Annotated in this window: 14 protein-coding genes; 4 read left to right on the top strand and 10 right to left on the bottom strand. The window is 64.2% G+C overall.

Annotated features, from left to right (window positions below):
- From A6V37_RS26965 to A6V37_RS26980, 4 genes are read right to left on the bottom strand one after another with little or no spacing between them, the layout of a single operon-like run.
- Complete coding sequence (locus A6V37_RS26965) at positions 1-1113, bottom strand: acetoin dehydrogenase dihydrolipoyllysine-residue acetyltransferase subunit (RefSeq protein WP_064286480.1); 1113 nt, start codon at positions 1111-1113, stop codon at positions 1-3.
- 3 nt (positions 1114-1116) lie between these two features.
- Positions 1117-2121 carry an alpha-ketoacid dehydrogenase subunit beta gene (locus tag A6V37_RS26970; protein ID WP_064271485.1) on the bottom strand — a complete coding sequence of 335 codons (1005 nt, stop codon included), beginning with the start codon at positions 2119-2121 and terminating at the stop codon, positions 1117-1119.
- Between the two features lie 59 nt (positions 2122-2180).
- Complete coding sequence (locus tag A6V37_RS26975; protein WP_064271486.1) at positions 2181-3164, bottom strand: thiamine pyrophosphate-dependent dehydrogenase E1 component subunit alpha; 984 nt, start codon at positions 3162-3164, stop codon at positions 2181-2183.
- A gap of 43 nt (positions 3165-3207) precedes the next feature.
- The gene (locus A6V37_RS26980; RefSeq protein ID WP_064271487.1) at positions 3208-4290 is read right to left on the bottom strand and encodes an ATP-NAD kinase family protein; all 1083 of its coding nucleotides are present in this window, start codon (positions 4288-4290) and stop codon (positions 3208-3210) included.
- 575 nt (positions 4291-4865) lie between these two features.
- Between A6V37_RS26980 and A6V37_RS26985 the strand changes: the two genes are divergently transcribed.
- Positions 4866-6854 (top strand): sigma-54-dependent Fis family transcriptional regulator, encoded by a 1989-nt coding sequence (locus A6V37_RS26985; RefSeq protein WP_064271488.1) that lies wholly within the window; start codon positions 4866-4868, stop codon positions 6852-6854.
- Positions 6855-7028: 174 nt separating this feature from the next.
- Positions 7029-9362, top strand: a complete 2334-nt coding sequence (locus A6V37_RS26990) for a patatin-like phospholipase family protein (RefSeq protein ID WP_082902889.1) — start codon at positions 7029-7031, stop codon at positions 9360-9362.
- Positions 9363-9384: 22 nt separating this feature from the next.
- Here the strand turns inward: A6V37_RS26990 and A6V37_RS26995 are convergent, their stop codons facing one another.
- The 3 genes from A6V37_RS26995 to A6V37_RS27005 form a co-directional block, all read right to left on the bottom strand.
- Positions 9385-10512: an ATP-binding protein gene (locus A6V37_RS26995; RefSeq protein ID WP_064271489.1), complete on the bottom strand. Its 1128-nt coding sequence runs from the start codon at positions 10510-10512 to the stop codon at positions 9385-9387.
- Positions 10513-10525: 13 nt separating this feature from the next.
- Complete coding sequence (locus tag A6V37_RS27000; protein WP_064271490.1) at positions 10526-11326, bottom strand: alpha/beta hydrolase; 801 nt, start codon at positions 11324-11326, stop codon at positions 10526-10528.
- Between the two features lie 147 nt (positions 11327-11473).
- A complete protein-coding gene (locus A6V37_RS27005) occupies positions 11474-12178 on the bottom strand; it encodes a response regulator (protein ID WP_064271491.1) in 705 nt (234 codons plus the stop codon).
- 228 nt (positions 12179-12406) lie between these two features.
- Between A6V37_RS27005 and A6V37_RS27010 the strand changes: the two genes are divergently transcribed.
- Together A6V37_RS27010 and A6V37_RS27015 are read left to right on the top strand one after the other, a co-directional pair.
- Entirely contained in the window at positions 12407-13384 is a 978-nt protein-coding gene (locus A6V37_RS27010) for a DUF535 family protein (protein ID WP_064286481.1), read from the top strand.
- A 283-nt stretch (positions 13385-13667) separates the two neighbouring features.
- A complete protein-coding gene (locus A6V37_RS27015) occupies positions 13668-14048 on the top strand; it encodes a DUF2917 domain-containing protein (protein ID WP_064271493.1) in 381 nt (126 codons plus the stop codon).
- 180 nt (positions 14049-14228) lie between these two features.
- Here A6V37_RS27015 and A6V37_RS27020 read toward each other — a convergent pair whose 3' ends face one another.
- The 3 genes from A6V37_RS27020 to otnI form a co-directional block, all read right to left on the bottom strand.
- Complete coding sequence (locus A6V37_RS27020; RefSeq protein WP_064271494.1) at positions 14229-14813, bottom strand: hypothetical protein; 585 nt, start codon at positions 14811-14813, stop codon at positions 14229-14231.
- A gap of 525 nt (positions 14814-15338) precedes the next feature.
- Positions 15339-16541 carry a 3-oxoadipyl-CoA thiolase gene (pcaF, locus tag A6V37_RS27025; protein WP_064271738.1) on the bottom strand — a complete coding sequence of 401 codons (1203 nt, stop codon included), beginning with the start codon at positions 16539-16541 and terminating at the stop codon, positions 15339-15341.
- Positions 16542-16914: 373 nt separating this feature from the next.
- Positions 16915-17703: a 2-oxo-tetronate isomerase gene (gene otnI, locus A6V37_RS27030; RefSeq protein WP_064271495.1), complete on the bottom strand. Its 789-nt coding sequence runs from the start codon at positions 17701-17703 to the stop codon at positions 16915-16917.
- Positions 17704-17851: the final 148 nt, after the last annotated feature.

Below are 17851 nucleotides of genomic sequence, written 5' to 3' on the forward strand. Positions count from 1 at the left end.
TCAATGCCCCAGGAAGTCGTTGAGCAGGCGATTCACCTCGGCGGCCGCTTCCATCTGCACCATATGCCCCTTGCCGTCGAGCACGTGAACGCGCACGTCGCCTGGCAGATCTCGCGCGTGCGAAGCCGGAATGATCTGATCATTAGCACCCCAGATCACCAGGCTGCGCGGCGCCAGCGCCGCGAGCCGGTCCCGATAGTTCGTGCGTTGTTCGTTGCCATCGAACGCCGACGCCGCGATCTGGCGCAGCGCCTCGGGCACGCCTTCGAGCCGCTTGTACTTAACGATGTCCTCCACCAGTTGACGCGTGACGAGGTTCGGGTCGGCGAAAAGTTTCGCCAGTTGCGGCTTGAGCGCGTTGCGATTGCTACCCTCCGCGAAGCCCTGGATATAGCCGCCGTTGATCTCCTTGCCCAGACCCGCGCCCGAAATCAACGCGAGCGACGCCACGCGCGCGGGCGCTTTCGCCGCAACCGTCATCGCGATCAGCGCACCCATGGAGTGCCCGATCAGATGCGCGTTGCCGATGCCGCGGTCGTCGAGGAACGCGATCACGCTGTCCGCAAGTTCCTCGGCGCTGCCGGTATCGAGCGTCTTGCCCGACTCGCCGTGGCCGGGTAAATCCAGCGCCCAAACCGTGCGATGCGCGGCGAGGTCGGCGTGATTGAACAGCCAGTTGTTCAGATCGCCGCCGAATCCGTGAATCAGCACGGCGGGCGTGCCGCCTTCACCGAGTTTCAGATAGCGCACCGTGCGCCCGCCGATCTGCGCTTTCTCCGGTTGTGGACCGCTTTCACCGGCCTCCGAGCTGGCCGGCACGAAGTCACGCTGAAACGCCTCGACCTCGGCGTCGATCTGCGCGCCCGGCGTTTCGGCGTCGGCCACTACAGCGAGCAACGCGCCGATCGGCAGCGTGTCGCCTTCCTGGGCGATCTGCCGCCGCAAAATGCCCTCGAACGCGCACTCGACACCCGAGGAGATCTTGTCCGTTTCCACGTCGAGGATCTCGTCGCCCTTCACCACCCTGTCGCCGATCGCCTTGAGCCAGCCGTTGACCTGCCCCTGCTCCATCGACAAGCCCCACTTGGGCATCGTAATCATATGAATCGGCATCGCTCAGGCCCTCACTTTCATAACGGCGTCGGCGATCTGCGCGGCCGACGGGATATACAGGTCCTCCAGCACGCCCGCAAACGGCGCCGGGGTGTGCGGCGCGGTCACCATCTCGATCGGCGCCTTGAGCGAGTGGAATGCGCGTTGCGCGATCAGCGCGGAGATGTCGGTGGCAATCGAGCAGCGTGGATTCGCTTCGTCGACCACGACCACGCGCCCGGTGCGCCCGGCGCTTTCGAGAATCGTCTCCTCGTCCAGCGGCGACGTGGTGCGCAAGTCGATCACCTCGACCTGCACGCCGTCTTTCGCGAGCTTTTCGGCAGCCTCCGTGGCGTAATGCACCATGCGTCCGTAGGTGATGATCGTGGCATCGTCGCCTTCACGCACCACGTTGGCTTCACCGAACGGAATCGCGTACGACTCTTCAGGCACGTCGCCTTCGCGGCCGTACAGTAGCTTGTGCTCGCAGAAAATGACCGGATCGTTATCGCGGATCGCCTGGATCAGCAGTCCTTTCGCATCGTAGGGCGTGGATGGGCAGACCACCTTCAAGCCGGGTATGTGCGTGAAGAGCGAAGTCAGCATCTGCGAATGCTGGGCCGCCGCGCGCAAACCGGCGCCCTGCATGGCGCGAATCACGACCGGCGTGACCGCCTTGCCGCCGAACATGTAGCGGAATTTGGCCGCCTGATTGAAGATCTGATCGAAACACACGCCCATGAAGTCGATAAACATCAGCTCCGCGACCGGGCGCATGCCGCACGCCGCCGCGCCGACCGCCGCGCCGATATAGCCGCCTTCGGAGAGCGGCGTGTCCAGCACGCGGCCCGGATACTTGTGAAAGAGTCCCTTCGTCACGCCGAGTACGCCGCCCCACGCGTCCTGTTCTCCGGGCGATCCGGCTCCGCCCGCGTTGTCCTCGCCCATGACGATGACGGTTTCATCGCGGGCCATTTCCTGACTCAGTGCTTCATTGATAGCCTGAGAGAATGTGATCTTGCGTGCCATGTCTGTCTCCGGTTCTGTGCAAAATATGTTGCAACTCGCTTAGGTATCCGACACGTTATCTACGGATACGACACGTAGACGTCGGTCAGCAGGTCCTCGGCAGTCGGCAACGGCGCGGCTTTAGCCTCCGCCACCGCACTGTCGATCAGACTCTTGACCTCGGCGTCGACACCACGCAACTGATCCGCGCTCAGCATCTCGGCGCGCACCACACGCTCTTTAAAACGTTTCAGGCAGTCCTTCTCGTCGCGCAGTTTCTGCACTTCGCCAGGCGCGCGATAGGTTTGCGCGTCGCCTTCGAAGTGGCCGAAATAGCGCGAGAACTTCACTTCGACGAGCGTCGGGCCGCCGCCCTGGCGCGCGCGCTCGATCGCTTCACCCAACGCTTCATGCACCGCGAAGAAATCGAACCCGTCGACGATCACCCCCGGCATGCCGAAACCGCTCGCGCGGTCCGCGATGTTGTCGGTCGCCACCGACCACGTCGACGAAGTCGCTTCCGCATAGCCGTTGTTCTCCGCGACGAAAATGACCGGCAGCCGCCACACCGAAGCCAGGTTCATCGATTCGAAAATCACGCCCTGGTTGGACGCGCCGTCGCCGAAGAAGCACACGCCGACGCCGCCCGACTTCCTGTACTTGGCCGCGAGCGCCGCGCCGCAAACCAGCGGCCCGCCCGCGCCGACAATGCCGTTGGCGCCCAGCATGCCCTTCGACAGATCGGCGATATGCATCGAGCCGCCTTTGCCATGGCACACGCCGGTCTTGCGACCGTAGATCTCGGCCATCATGCCGTGCACGTCCACGCCCTTCGCGATGCAATGGCCGTGACCGCGGTGCGTGGTCGCCACATAGTCGGCGTCGTTCAGATGCAACATGGTGCCGACCGCGGATGCCTCCTCGCCCGCGTAAAGGTGCACGAAGCCCGGAATTTCGCCGGTGGCGAATTCCACGTGCAGACGCTCCTCGAACTCGCGGATCGTGCGCATCATGCGATACGCCTTCAATAGTTCGTCCTTGCTCAACCCGGTTGAAACCGACATGGTGTGTCTCCTATGAATGAACGCACTGCCTGCCCACCACCACCTACTTTTGATGCATGACCCCATTCGCCACCACAGCCACATCACGCACGAGTTGACGCGACACCGCATAGCGCAGCGTGCGTTCGACATCGACGGTCAGTGGTCCTTCCCAATCCAGCGCGACCTCATAGCGATCGCCGCGCTGAAGCTCGATTTCGCGCTCGCCGTCGAACGCGAGCGTGCCGTGTTCCGCGTCGAGTGGCCGCCACGCGCCGATCTCGAAGCGTTCGCAGGCGCGCATGACGACGCGCTCGACGCGGCCCGGCGCGATCGGCGCGAGCAGCGGCACACCGGTTTCGCCTGATTCGCCAGGGTTGGCGAAGCGCAGATGCAAACCGTGCGAGGCGGTGCGCTCCACCGGCGCCCACGCACCGCCGATCGACGACAGGCCGATGCCGTCCGGCGCGGCGAAGGTGAGGAAAAGTTCTGCGATATCGGCCGGATCGGAGACCGCCCGTGCACCAACGAAGCGCTGACGGCTCACGCACACATCGACGAGCGCGATTTCTTCCCGGCCGCAGTTCGGACCGTCGATACAGCGCACGATGAGGCGCTTGTTGCGCGTGAGCGCCACCTCCGGCGGCACCGCGCCCGCTGCGACCAGCGCACCGGCGAGGCCCGCCACCGTGGCTTCGCGCAGATCCGGAAAGGCGTTGTTGGTGCCGGTGGAAAGCGTCAGCAGCGGCACTCGCCCGCACTGCGACGCAACCGCGCGATGCGTGCCATCGCCACCCAGCACGGCGATCAGTTCGACACCGGCCTCGCGCATCGCGGCGACCCCGGCGTGGGTATCGGCAACGCTGTCGGTAATCGGCTGGTCGATGAATTCGACTTCGGGCCAGCGCTGTCGCGAGGCCACGGCGTCATGTGTGTCGAGTGCTCGCAGCAGCAGCGCCGCTACACCGGTCCGGTCGCGCAGACACAGCACGCGATTCACGCCGAGCATGCCGAGACCGGCCAGCAAACGCACCACCATGTTGGCTTTTTCGGCGGTGGGGAACACCGACGCGTAGGACGTGAGGCGACGAATATCGCGGCCCGACGCCGGGTTCGCGATCACGCCGACGGTGATGGACGATGGCACTGTGCTTGTCTCCTGTCGACCAGAGTTGGCGCTTTGGCGCCTTACTCTGGTCCCATGCAAAGCTGTCGACCAGAGTTGGCGCTTTAGCTGTCGACCGGAGTTCGCGCTTTAGCGCGTTATTCCGGTCCCATGCAAAGCACTTACTCTGGTCCCATGCAGCTTGCTGCGATGTGAGTAGCGCCTGAGTGATCGAACCGTGCGCCTTGTCATACGCAGGACACTGCAAAGGGTGTGCCAATCGCTCGAACAATTTCGCTGTTGTGCGAAAGTGCCTTATTTCAAGGGCTATACGCATCGACGTGAGACCACGAGACGCCCCACCTGCACTACGCGATGCAGCGAATCCGGCGTCTCAGACACGCCGCTTGCGACCCATGCATAGCCCCCGCCGCCCTAGGCGACACCGCGCAAACCCTTGCCACACGGCCCTCTTCACCATTGAGCCCACCGTCTCACCTGAGCTTGAGACGAACGTCTCACGCGTCTCACGTGCTGCATTGCAATGTGATTCATCAAACGGGATGTGATACAAAAACAGCCTGATCCCCCTGTGCGTCGCTCGACCGGAGCCGCCCATGCCTTACGTTTCACAGACCCAGCACATCGACCGCGTGCGCGGCGCCATTGAAGGCCGCCTGCCCGCGCCCGCCGATTCGCCGCGCCTCGTCTCGTCGTGGCAGCGTTCGTTCGAGCAGTACCGGCTGGACCCGGGCGCGGTGATCGGACCGCGCGTGCTGACGTCGGCGGAACTGCGCGAAGTGCAAGGCAAGGAAGAAGCGTTTCTGCGCGCGTCGGGGCAATGCCTGACACGCCTGCACGACATGATTCGCGTCGCCGACTATTGCGTGATGCTCACCGACGCGCACGGCGTCACGATCGACTACCGGATCGACCGCGAGCGCCGCGGCGACTTCAAGCACGCGGGCCTGTATATCGGTTCGTGCTGGTCCGAGCGCGAAGAAGGCACGTGCGGGGTGGCAAGCGTGCTGACCGACCTGGCGCCGATCACCGTGCACAAGACCGATCATTTCCGCGCCGCCTTCACCACGCTCACTTGCAGTGCCGCGCCGATATTCGCGCCGGGCGGCGAGATGATCGGCGTACTCGATGCGTCCGCGGTGCAGTCGCCGGATAACCGCGACAGTCAGCGGCTCGTGTTTCAGCTAGTGCGGCAAAGCGCCGGTTTGATCGAAGACGGTTACTTCCTCAATCAAACCACCCAGCACTGGGTTCTGTTCGGCCATGCGAGCCGTAACTTTGTCGAGGCCCAGCCCGAAGTGCTGATCGCGTTCGACGAATGCGGCAATCTGGTGGCCGCCAATCGCAAGGCACGCGAGTGCATTCCGGCGCTGAACGGTCCGCGCCATATCGACGAGGTGTTCGACACCACCGGCTCGCACCTGCACGACGTCGCGCGCACCGATGCGATTGTCGGCCTGCGGCTGCGCGCAACCGGGGCCATGCTGTATGCGCGGGTTCGCGCGCCGCTCAAACGCGCGTCGCGCACGTACGCCAATCCGCGCGAGAGCGAGGCGGGCTCGTCACAAGCCACCGCGCAAAACGACCGGCAGCTCGGCGCGCTCGGCCGGTTTTTACGCAGCGCGGACCCACGCATCGCGCACAACGCGAGCGTGGCATTGCGCGTCATGGGCAAGCGTCTGCCCATTCTGATTCTCGGCGAAACCGGCGTCGGCAAGGAGGTATTCGCCCACGCGGTACACGATTCGGGCGCGCGCCGCGGGAGGCCGTTTATCGCGGTGAACTGCGGCGCGATTCCGGAATCGCTGATCGAAAGCGAACTGTTCGGCTACGCGCCGGGCGCTTTCACCGGCGCGCGCAGCCGCGGCGCACGCGGCAAGATCGCGCAGGCGCACACCGGCACGCTCTTTCTCGATGAGATCGGCGACATGCCGCTCAATCTGCAAACACGCCTGCTGCGCGTGCTCGCCGAAGGCGAAGTGTTGCCGCTTGGCGGCGACGCACCTGTGCGCGTCGATATCGATGTGATCTGCGCGACACACCGCGATCTCGCGCAAATGGTTGCGGACGGCTCGTTCCGCGAGGATCTCTACTATCGGCTGAGCGGCGCGTCCTTGCCGATGCCTCCGTTGCGCGAACGCGCGGATATTCGCGACGTGATCGACGTGGTCTTCGACGAAGAGGCGCAAATGGCCGGCCACGTCCTCACGCTCGACGCCGATCTCGCCGAGCGGCTTGCCCGGTTCGCATGGCCGGGCAACATTCGCCAGTTGCGCAACGTGCTGCGCTACGCCTGTGCGATCTGCGACGGCGCGCGGGTGGAATTGCGCCATGTCGCGCCGGATATAGCGGCATTGCTCGACCCTGGGGCGTCGCACAATCCGGCCTTACCGCGCATCAACCCGCGTGTCGGCCCGCGCACTGACTCACAGGGGAATCCGGCCGAAGAGCGCGCGCGGATCATCGACGCCCTCACGCGCCACCAGTGGCGGCCAAACGCAGCGGCGCAAGCCCTCGGCATGTCGCGCGCGACCTTGTACCGGCGCATCGCGGCGCTGGGTATCGTCGGGCCGCATCGCCGCTGAGGTCCCGCTTCGCGCGGCGCGACGTCGCGCGTGACATGACTCATGAAGCAGCGCGGGCCTCGGCGAATATTGCTGCCCACTACGCGGTTCCGTAACCCCTACTGACACGATGCCACCTGCATTGGCGGTGGCAAAACCATGTAATCTCTCGGTTTTCCGCTCATCTCAAAATGGATGAACCGAGTGTCGGTGCGTCATCAACAACTACAACAAACGGCGGCCCGTCTGCGCCGCCCGCGCATCGCTCGGCATTGGCGCTGCACAGTCGTGCTGCTGGCATGCGGAATCGCCGCCCTGACTCGCCCCGCGCACGCAGCGGATAGCGCCTGCACCGCCGAGGCGGGCGCGCCCGGCCGGCCTTCGGTGGGACTCGTGCTGTCAGGCGGCGGCGCGCGCGGCTACGCCCACCTCGGGGTCTTGAAGGTACTGGAGGAAAATCGCATCCCGGTGGATTGCATCGCCGCCACCAGCATGGGCTCGGTGGTCGGCGGGCTGTACGCGAGCGGCATGACGGCGCAGGACATGCAGAACCGCCTCACGGGCATCAATCTGGCGGACATCGCGTTCGATGTCACCGAACGCGCCGACCTCCCGCAATCGCGCCGTGAGGACGAGCGGCTGTATGTGAACAGCCTCGCGCTCGGCTACGGCGCCAACGGCTTCCGGCTGCCCGCGGGGCTGGTGCAAGGCAACCGCTTGCAGGCGCTGCTGCAGGATTGGACCTCGGCGGTTCCGGGCAATGTCTCGTTCGACCGGCTGCCGATTCCGTATCGCGCGATCGCCACCGATCTGCGAACCGGCCAGAAGGTCGTGCTCGACCACGGCTCGCTGCCGCAGGCAATCCGCGCCAGCATGGCATTGCCCGGCCTGTTCGCGCCGGCCGACGTCGACGGGCGCACGCTGGTGGACGGCGGCATCGTCAGCAATCTGCCGATCGAAACGGCCCGCGACATGGGCGCCAACGTGGTGATCGCGGTCGATATCGGTTCGCCGTTGCGGCCGCTGGATGCGCTCGCCTCGCCCGCCGACGTGATGCAGCAGATGATCGGCATTCTGATTCACCAGAACGTGGCGCGGCAGCGCGAACAGCTGCAAGCCGGCGACGTGCTGATCGAACCCGCGCTCGAGTCGCTCAGCTTCACGGACTTCGCCAACGCGAGCCAGGCCATCGAGGCCGGCGCCGCCGCCACACGCGCCGCGCTGCCGCAGCTCCAGCATCTGGCGCTCTCGCCCGCCGACTACGCCGCGTGGCGGGCCCGCCACGGTGCGCCGTCGGTGCATCCGGTGCGGATCACGCAGATCGAGATCGTCTCGCACGGCACAGTGCCGGAGTCGCGCATACGCTCCGCGTTGCACGTCAAACCCGGCGACGTCTACGATCCGGCCGCGCTCAACAAGGATCTGCTCGGGCTCACCACGGCGGGCGACTTCGAAAGCGTGGGCCAGCAACTCGTGGATGATGGCGACCAGCACAAGCTCGTAGTGGTCGCGCACGAGAAAACGTGGGGGCCGAATTTCCTGCTGTTCGGACTCGGCCTGTCGACCAGTTCGACGGACGAAGGCAGCTTCCGCATGCATCTGGGTTATCGCCGTCCGTGGCTCACCAGCTCGGGGCTCGAAGGACGCGTGGACGGCACGATTGGTAGCGATCTGGTCGACCTGCACGCGGAATTGCGGCAACCGCTGTCGAGTTCGTTCGGCTACTACGTCGCGCCGTATGTGGAGTTTCAGCGCCGTTACGCCAACCTCTACGACGACACCGGCAACGTCAAGGTCACGCAATACCGCTTGCAGACCGAACGCGCCGGCGTCGACCTCGGCTTGCCGCTCGCGCGTCTGGGCGATTTCCGCATCGGTCTCGCCTACGCGCATGGTTTCGCCTCGCCGCAATACAACCTGCCGCTCGACGACAGCCCGAATTCACCGCTGCTGTTTCCGGACATCTACGGGCGGCAGCTCAGTGCGCGCGCACGCCTCGTGATCGATCAGCTCGACGATCCGCTGTTCGCGCGCAAAGGCTATTTCGGCGAGCTGCGCGTGGAGCGTTCGCTGTTCGCGGGCGACGACAGCTTTACCGAGGTGTACGGCAAGAGCATTGTCGCGGCGAGCTATGGGCGGCACAGCATCAATGCGAGTATCGAGGCGGGCAACGACTTCGGCGGCACCAACCTGACCAATCCGTTCGGCTTCACGCTGGGCGGCTTCCAGCATCTGTCGGCGTACGCCGCCGATCAGCTGTCCGGCGATTCGATGGTGTACGGTCAGATCACGTATATGAACCAGCTCGCCACGTTCAATGCCTCGCCGATTCGCGGAGTGTTCGCCGGACTGAGCCTTGAAGCCGGCAACGTCTGGACGCGCGATGCGCAGTTCGGCAGCGGCCCCCTGAAGCGCAGCGTGACGGTATTTACCGCGCTGACCAGCTCATTCGGACCGATGTATCTGGGCGTAGCGTTCGCGCCGGGTGGCCGCCACAACTTCTACTTCCAGCTGGGCCACACCTATTGAGCGCGGGCCGGTCGGCGCGGATTCAAGCGGTGCCCGCCGGCCAGCTTACTTCGAAGCGCGCGCCGCCGAGCGTCACCGGATCCGTCACGGCGATCCGGCCGCGATGCGCGCGCAGCACCTGCTGCGTGATCGCCAGACCCAGGCCATAACCGCCGGTCTGCCGGTCGAGGCGCACGAATGCATCGAAAATGCGTTCGCGTTGCTCGGGCGGCACGCCGGCGCCGTCGTCCTCGACGTAGATCTCCACATTGCCGTGCCGGATGCTAAGACCGACCATGATGGTCGACCGGGCGTACCTGCTCGCGTTGCGCAGCAGGTTGCGCATGGCGTAGGACATCAGGCGCTTGTCCATCGTCACGCGCAGCGACGGGTCGATGTCCACGTGCGGGACGATCTGCTTGTCCGCGTAGAGCAGCGTGGCGTCGGTGATCTGGCTATCGAACCAGGCCGCAATCGAGGTGGATTCCAGGTTCGATTGCAATGAGCTGTATTCCAGCCGCGCGTAGGTCAGACTCATGTCGATCAGTTCGTCGAGTTCGGTGACGTCCTGGTCGATACTCGCCAGCGCACTGTGATATTCGGCCGCGGAGGCCGGTTCGCGCAGGCTTTCTAGCGCGAACCGCACGCGGGCGAGCGGCGTGCGCAGTTCGTGGGAAATACCGTTGGTGAGTTCGCGCTGCGCGGCGATCAGGCGTTCCATGCGCTCAGCCAGCGCGTTGAGCGTGCGCGCCAGCGGGCCGATGATCACGCTGTGCGATTCGCGCGCGCGAGTATTGAAGCGGCCGCCGGTGAAGTCGATTGCGCGCTCGCGGACCATTACCAGATCCAGCCAGACGGGGCGCATCCAGCGGTACGCGGTAATGGCCGGCAGCGTCAAAGTGACGATCGCGATGGGCAGCAGCGCGCGAGGTGTTGCCAGCGTTTGCCAGAGCGACGGCGTGGCGCCGGGCGTCAGGCTCAATGTCGTGAGCGCGGCGGCCAGCACCAGCACCGTGAGCGTCAGGAGCCGTGTGTAGGCGCGCAGGTACAGTCTCGACCAGCTCGGCACCCGGTCGGCTCGCGTGTCGGTCCAGGCGCGTCTAAAACGCTGCCAGCGCCACCTGCAATAGCGGTAAGGGTTGAGTTGTTTTTGTTCCGCTGGGTGTGGCATCTTTCTCTCTTTACTACGGCATCGCTGGCGACGCCTCCTGAACGAACTTCAGCGTTCGCTGTGCGACCGTGTCACGCTCGTTGTCTAGTGTGATCATGTGGTAGCTGTCGGTCAAGCGCACCAACGTGACCGAGCGGCTTCCCAGATTGTCGCAGACGAACTCGGCGGAGCGGATGCTCGTCACCTCGTCCTCTTCCGAATGCATCACCAGCGTCTCGCACTTGACTTGCGCCAACGCGCGCTTCGCCGCGAAGCGCATCCGGTCCACCTGCTCGATCGCCGCGAGCGGCACATACGGATAGTGAACGCCGCTGCCCTTCTGCAGATGCCGCCGGATCAGATTGCGAATGCGCGCGTTCTTGATGCCGAACGGCTCGCCCTCCGGCACACGGATCAGATTGCGCAGCCCCGGCACGCAATACAGCAGATAGCGCAGCGGACGCAAGCGCGAGCCGCCCCAGCCGTCGAGAAACACCGGTGGTGAGAGCAGGATAAGGCGCCCGTTCGTCATGCGTTCGCGCGCGCTCAGCATCAACGCGAGCAAAGCGCCCATCGAAATGCCGACGACGTCGACACGTTCATAACGCGTCAACAACTCGCGATATGTGCGGCTCAGGAGCCGCATGTAGTCGCCCGACGTTACGCCGCTCAGCGCGCCAGGATTCGAGCCGTGTCCCGGCAGCGACGGCAGATGCACGTCGCAGCCGATCTGCTCGAACCTGCGGTCGAGCGTGCCGAAATCATGACGCGTGCCGCCCAGGCCGTGAATCATCAGCACGGCATGGCGGGAATGAGGGGAAACGCAAGCGGACATCGCTCAGCCAGTCGAAGAACAAGCCTGCGATGCTAATCACCCGCGCGCGGGTTGACTGTCGATTTGCTCGGCCAATTGTGTAGTTTTGTCGAGCGATATTTCGGCGGATTACACCGGCATGGCGCAGCCGGATCGCGGCCCGCGCCGTCAATCCCATGCCAGCTTGCTGAACTGATAGCCCTTGCCGCGTACCGTCTTGATGCGCTGCGGCGTGGCCGCGCCGTCGTTCAGCTTGCGGCGCAGTTTGGAAATGCCGCCGTCGATCGTGCGATCGAGACCGTCGAACTCGATGCCGCGCAACTGCCGCAACAGCTCGTCGCGGCTCACCACCTCGCCCGCGCAACGCACGAGCGCCCACAGCAAGTCGAATTCCGCCGAGGTCAGGTCCGGCAGGCTGCCGTCCGGCAGTTTGACCATGCGGGTGGTCCGATTGATCTCGAACTTGCCGAACACGTAGTGCTCGGGTTCGGCCGCCTCCGGCGCACGCGCGCCGACGCGGCGCAATTGCGCCTTGATGCGCGCGAGCAGCACGCGCGGCTCGACGGGCTTGTGCACGTAGTCGTCCGCGCCGAATTCGAGGCCCAGCACTTCGTCGAACTGTTCGTCGCGCGCGGTCACCATGATGATTACGCCATCGAACTGCTCGCGCGCCTCGCGGCAAATCTGGAAGCCGTCTTTGCCCGGCAGATTGACGTCGAGTATCACGAGGTCCGGGCGGCGCTTGAGAATGGCCGGCACGGCGTCGTTGCCATGCAGCACGGTCTCGACTTCGTAGTCGTGTTTGCGCAGATAGCCGGCGACCAGCGCGGACAGGCGGTCATCGTCTTCGACAAGCAGGATCCGGAATGGCATGGGGCGAATCGTTCAGGGCTGGGTAAAGATAAAAGCGAATAAAAGCGGGTCAAAAGCGGCGCAATAGCGCGTTGTCACAGCGGCGGTCTCTCGACGCACAGCATAGCGGATGCGCCGCACATCATGCGACATGCTCGACAAAACTCGACAAATGCGCAAGCGACTCGACACGGCCGTTCTATCCGCGCGTCTAGCATCGCCCTGGTTGAGATAGCCCAAGGATATGCCGTGACGACATTCTCCAACGAAGGGGTTCGCACCCGCTCGCCATGGTTCGCGAAAGCCCAAGCATCCATTGCGGCGATTCAGCAAGCTGCTCACGCGCTTTACCCGGGCACCAGCGCCTTTCACCGTTGGCGGCGGCTGCGCCTGTGGCTGCGCTCGATCATGTCCTGGCGCGCGACACAGATATGGCTCAAGGGCTGCGCCGCTTCGCCCTTGCGCGATCTGGTGCAACGCCATCCCACCGCGCTGGAGCGGATGCATCGGCCCTTCCTGCATAGCCGCTTCAGTCCGCGCGAACGGCTCGCCGCCAGCCTCGACCATCACGCGCTGACGCAGCAGCGTGTGCCGCGGCTCGCGGCACGCATCGCCGCTACCGGGTCGGCGCAGATTGCGTCGTTCGCGGTGGGTACTGAGCGCTGGTATGTATCGCTGGAGTCGATCGAGCGGTTTCAGAAGGAAGGCGACTGGACTTTGTGCATTCGCGATGGGCGCGACCAGCGCATCGTCTCCTGCACGTTCAGTCTTGCGTATCTCGGCGGCAAGGTGCGGCGGCCCCGGCTGTGCATCGGCTCAGTGCAAGGTCCGGATTGCTCGGTCAACGGCCGCGAACTGTTTCGCGCGCTGACCAAACGATGGTATGGCTTGCGGCCCAAAGTGCTGGTGATCTATCTGGCGCAATGCGTCGCGGCGTCGCTCGATGCGGGCGGCACCTTCATCGTCTCGAAGCAGGCGCACATCTATGCGAACTGGCGTTATTGCCTGCGCAAGCGCCGCGTCGCCGCCGACTACGACGGCCTCTCGCTCGAATGCGGCGCCCTCGCCCGCTGGAACGGCTGGTTCGTGCTCGCGCCGCCGGCGCGCTATCTGGCCGAGCACCAGGGCACCGATTCCGGCAATGCGATGCGGCGCAAGCGCTATGCGCTGCGAAGCGCGCTGACGGCGCAGATTCGCGTGAGCGTCGCGCGGAGCAGGGCATGTTGAAACATAGGGAATGCGTACCGCCCGCGTAATCGTTTGAATGGATTGCAAATTTTTTATTGACAAGATCCGCGGCAAAACGGCACACTCATTCTCATGTTGACGCACATCTCCATCGCGAATGCGATTACACACCCGAAGCGAGCCATCATCGGCTGGCCATTGGGAGTGTGTGCGCGTTAGCAGTCTGAGTCTGCGTAACCAATCCCCAAGGCCCCGCCGGTAACGGAAGGGGCCTTTTGTTTTGTGGTCGCCTCCGTCTGCCGGCTCGATGACGGAGAGCAAGATGGATCAGGCAAGCCCGCAGTGCATGGATAGCGACTCGAGTCTGGTGGCGTATCAGCAGGACGAGTCTCTGCCGAAGGTCGTAGTGCATTTTTCCGTGATGCCAGGCGCGACGCTCACCTGGCGTGTCGAAGCCGATAGCACGCTCACCGTTCAGGGCGAGCGTCTCTGGCTCACGCGCATCAGTTCTCCTTACGACTACTGGCTCGCACCGGGCGGGACGTTCCGCTTGCAACGCGGCGAGCGCGTGTGGCTCAGCACGGACGGCGAACGCGCCGCGCGCGTGTCGTTGACTTGCGCGCTGCCCACGAAGGGCGGTGTGTTCAGACGCTGGCTGGGAAAACTGGTGTGGTTGAGAATGGGACCGCTCGCGCCGCGTTAGCCCGACTGGCGGCGGCGGGATAACGAGGCCTGCGTGCCGCGAAAAAACAAACACCCCTCAATGAGGGGTGTTTGTGTTGGCGTGCGCCCGGATGGTGTTGACCTGACCGGCATGCGTGCCTCAAGCAACGCGATATGCACGTGCAGGCATGACCGCTTCGTCACGCCTGCACGTGTGGCGTTACTGCGCCGCGTCTTGCGGTGTGACCTGTACAGCCGCTGCCGATACGAACACGGCGTGAACCGTATCGCCCACCTTGACGTCCTTCAGATCGACGTCGGGAGCGACTTCGAGCGTTTGCGTCTGATAGGCGCCGCGCAACGTGACGAGTCGCTTCTTGTGATTAATCTTCTGCACCGTGGCCAGCACCTCGACCTGGCGTGCCGATTCGTAGCCGCCCGAGGCCGGCGCATACACCTGCGTATCGACTCGCTCGCGAATCCCCTTGTCTTTACCGGTGACCTTTTCGGCCTTCACGAGAAGCGCGTTCTTGTAGAGCGCGTCCACCCGGTCACCCACCCTCAGCTTGTCGAAACCTGCGACCTCCTGGCTCACGAGCACAACCACCACGTTGCCGTCCTGCCCCTTGAGCGTGACCGTGCGGCTGCCCTGATCGATGCCGACGATCTGCGCCTTCAAGTGCACCGGCTGCACGGCGCCGACGATGCCTTGCGCGGCGCTGGCCATGGCGTCCTGTGCCCACGCCGGCTGAGCTGCGGCAAACGCCGCCACCATCAATGCTGCTCCAATCGTCGCTGCCTTCATTTATGTTCTCCTTGGGAAATCGTTGAACCAGCCATGACGGCGATCTGAATTCGCGCGACGCCGATTAGCTAATGTCATGCATACGCCACGAATATCATAAGTCTTCGTGACAGTCATTATTAAATGGGTAAGGCGAAAAGATTGTACATGCGCGGCGAGAGGCTGCAATTGATTAAACGGTGAATTTCATCTTATTGTGCAAGGCCGCAAAAAGCGCCACAGTGCCTTGTCGCCTCGATGTCCGAGGCGGTTGATCGTATCGCGTTATTTTCGCCGCAGCGCATATTGAAGATGCGGGTTGTAATGCGGATGGCATTAAATACATCCTGCACGAAACCAGAGTGATACTGTGTGCGCTTTGTCAATCGCGACTGAATCAGAAGCTGCTTTTCTGACCGAATGCAAAGCCTATTCCATAAAAACGAATCCGCGCGCGGCATAAAAAAACAGCCTCGTCGCGTAAGCGGTGAGGCTGTTCATACTGCGGCAACTATCAATCGTGGTGCGGGCTAACCCGCCAGACCATCACACCCGCTCGATCGCAATCGCGATACCTTGGCCGACGCCGATACACATCGTGCACAGCGCAAAACGGCCTTGCGTGCGATGCAGCTGATACATCGCGGTGGTCACCAGACGTGCGCCGCTCATACCCAGCGGATGGCCGAGCGCGATCGCGCCGCCATTCGGGTTCACGCGCGGGTCGTCTTCGGCGACGCCGAGGGCGCGCAGCACGGCGATGCCTTGCGACGCGAACGCCTCGTTCAACTCGATCACATCGAACTGGTCGATCGTCATATTCAGGCGCGCCAGCAGTTTTTGCGTGGCAGGCGCCGGACCGATGCCCATCACGCGCGGCGCGACGCCGGCCGTGGCGATACCCAGCACGCGGGCACGCGGCGTGAGGCCGAAGCGCTTCGCGCTCGCCTCATTGGCGAGCAGCAGTGCCGCCGCGCCGTCGTTCACGCCCGACGCGTTGCCGGCGGTGACCGTGCCGTCCGGGCGCACCACGCCCTTCAGTTTGGCCAGCGCTTCGAGACTCGTCTCGCGCGGATGCTCATCCTGCAGCACGGTGATCGGATCGCCCTTCTTCTGCGCGATGGTCACGCCGGTGATTTCCTGCGCCAGCGTGCCGTCGCGCTGCGCGCGCGCCGCTTTCTGCTGGCTGCGCATGGCGAAAGCGTCCTGGTCGGCGCGGCTGACGTTGTAGTCGGTTGCGACGTTCTCGCCGGTCTCGGGCATCGAGTCGACGCCGTACAGGCTCTTCATCAGCGGGTTGACGAAACGCCAGCCGATCGTCGTGTCGTAGATGTCGGCCTGGCGCGAGAACGCGCTGGTTGCCTTGCCCATCACGAACGGCGCGCGGCTCATGCTTTCGACACCGCCGGCCAACATCAACGCGGCCTCGCCCGATTTGATGGCGCGCGCCGCAATGCCGACCGCGTCCATACCCGAACCGCATAGGCGATTCACCGTCGAGCCCGGCACGCCTTGCGGCAGACCGGCCAGCAGCAGGGACATGCGCGCCACGTTGCGGTTGTCTTCGCCGGCCTGGTTCGCGCAGCCGTAGATCACGTCGTCAATCGCGTTCCAGTCGACGTCTTTATTGCGCTCCATCAGCGCCTTGAGCGGCACCGCGCCCAGATCGTCGGCGCGCACCGACGACAGCGAACCCGCATAGCGGCCAATGGGGGTGCGAATCGCGTCGCACAGGAATGCTTCGGTCATGAAATGTCTCCAGTTGATGAGCTGCGTGCGCCGCGCCGCCACCGGCATGCCGGCCTGGCGTCCCGGCGGGACTTCCTGCGGAGCAAGCGCAACGGGGAGCGGCTGCAAAGCAGCCGGCACGCCAGATCAGCTTAGCGCAGGATGATGAATGGTGAGCCCAGAGTCGCGGCCATTTGTTCTATATACGAACATAAGGTCATATATCGAACAACCAGGCTCGATAATAGGCGCGTGGCCGAAACCATGTCAAGCGCGGCCACGTCCGCATCAGGGAATACGCGCGGGCCGCAAAGGCCCTCACGCAATGATCTGACGATTGACGTGCCCGCCCCGCAGCAGGTGCATGCCGGGATCGGAAGGCGCCTCGCTCCGGTCAGCTGTTCGCGCCCAGATAAGGCTTGAGCCAGCCAAGTCCCGCCGACGTGCCCGCGCGCGGACGGTATTCGCAACCGATGTGGCCGCCGTAGCCGAGCGAGTCGATCAGTTCGAACAGATAGGGATAGTTCAGCTCGCCCGTATCGGGTTCATGCCGCTCCGGCACGCCCGCGATCTGAATATGGCCGATACCCGCCATGTCGCGCTTCAGTTTCACCGCCAGATCGCCCTCGACGATCTGGCAGTGGTAGCAGTCGAACTGCACCTTGAGATTGGGCGCGCCGACCTCCGCGCAAATCGCCTGCGCTTCGTGCTGGTGGGTCAAAAAGAAGCCCGGCATGTCGCGCGTGTTGATCGGCTCGATCAGGATCGTGACGCCGTCGGCTTGCGCAGCCCTGGCGGCATACGCGAGATTGCTCAAGTACACCTCGCGATGCTTCGCGCGCGGCTGATCCGCGCCGACCAGGCCCGCCATCACGTGCAGCTTGCGATTGCCGATCACGCGCGTGTAGGCGAGCGCGGTGTCGATGCCGCGCCGGAACTCGTCCTCGCGGCCCGGTATCGACGCCATGCCGCGCTCGCCGCCGGCCCAGTTGCCGGGCGGCGCGTTGAAGAGCACTTGCGTCAGACCGTTCGCATCGAGCCGCGCCCTGATCTCGTCGGCGTGGAAATCGTAGGGGAACAGATACTCGACCGCTTTGAAGCCGTCTTTCGCCGCGGCGGCGAAACGGTCGAGGAAAGCGTATTCGGTGTACATCATCGTCAGGTTGGCGGCAAAGCGCGGCATAACGGCTACTCCCTGTTTTGTGTCGTGTGGCGTTATTTTCGCGGACCTGACGCAAAAAGTCCCCGCGCGGTGCCTCGTTACGGTGCGTGGCGCGCGCGCCGTTCTGGAGATATTGTCTCTATCCATGAAAACCCTGGGATTTTTGTGC

The sequence above is a fragment of the Paraburkholderia ginsengiterrae genome (genome assembly GCF_001645125.1).
In the GTDB taxonomy this organism is placed as follows: Bacteria; Pseudomonadota; Gammaproteobacteria; order Burkholderiales; family Burkholderiaceae; genus Paraburkholderia; species Paraburkholderia ginsengiterrae.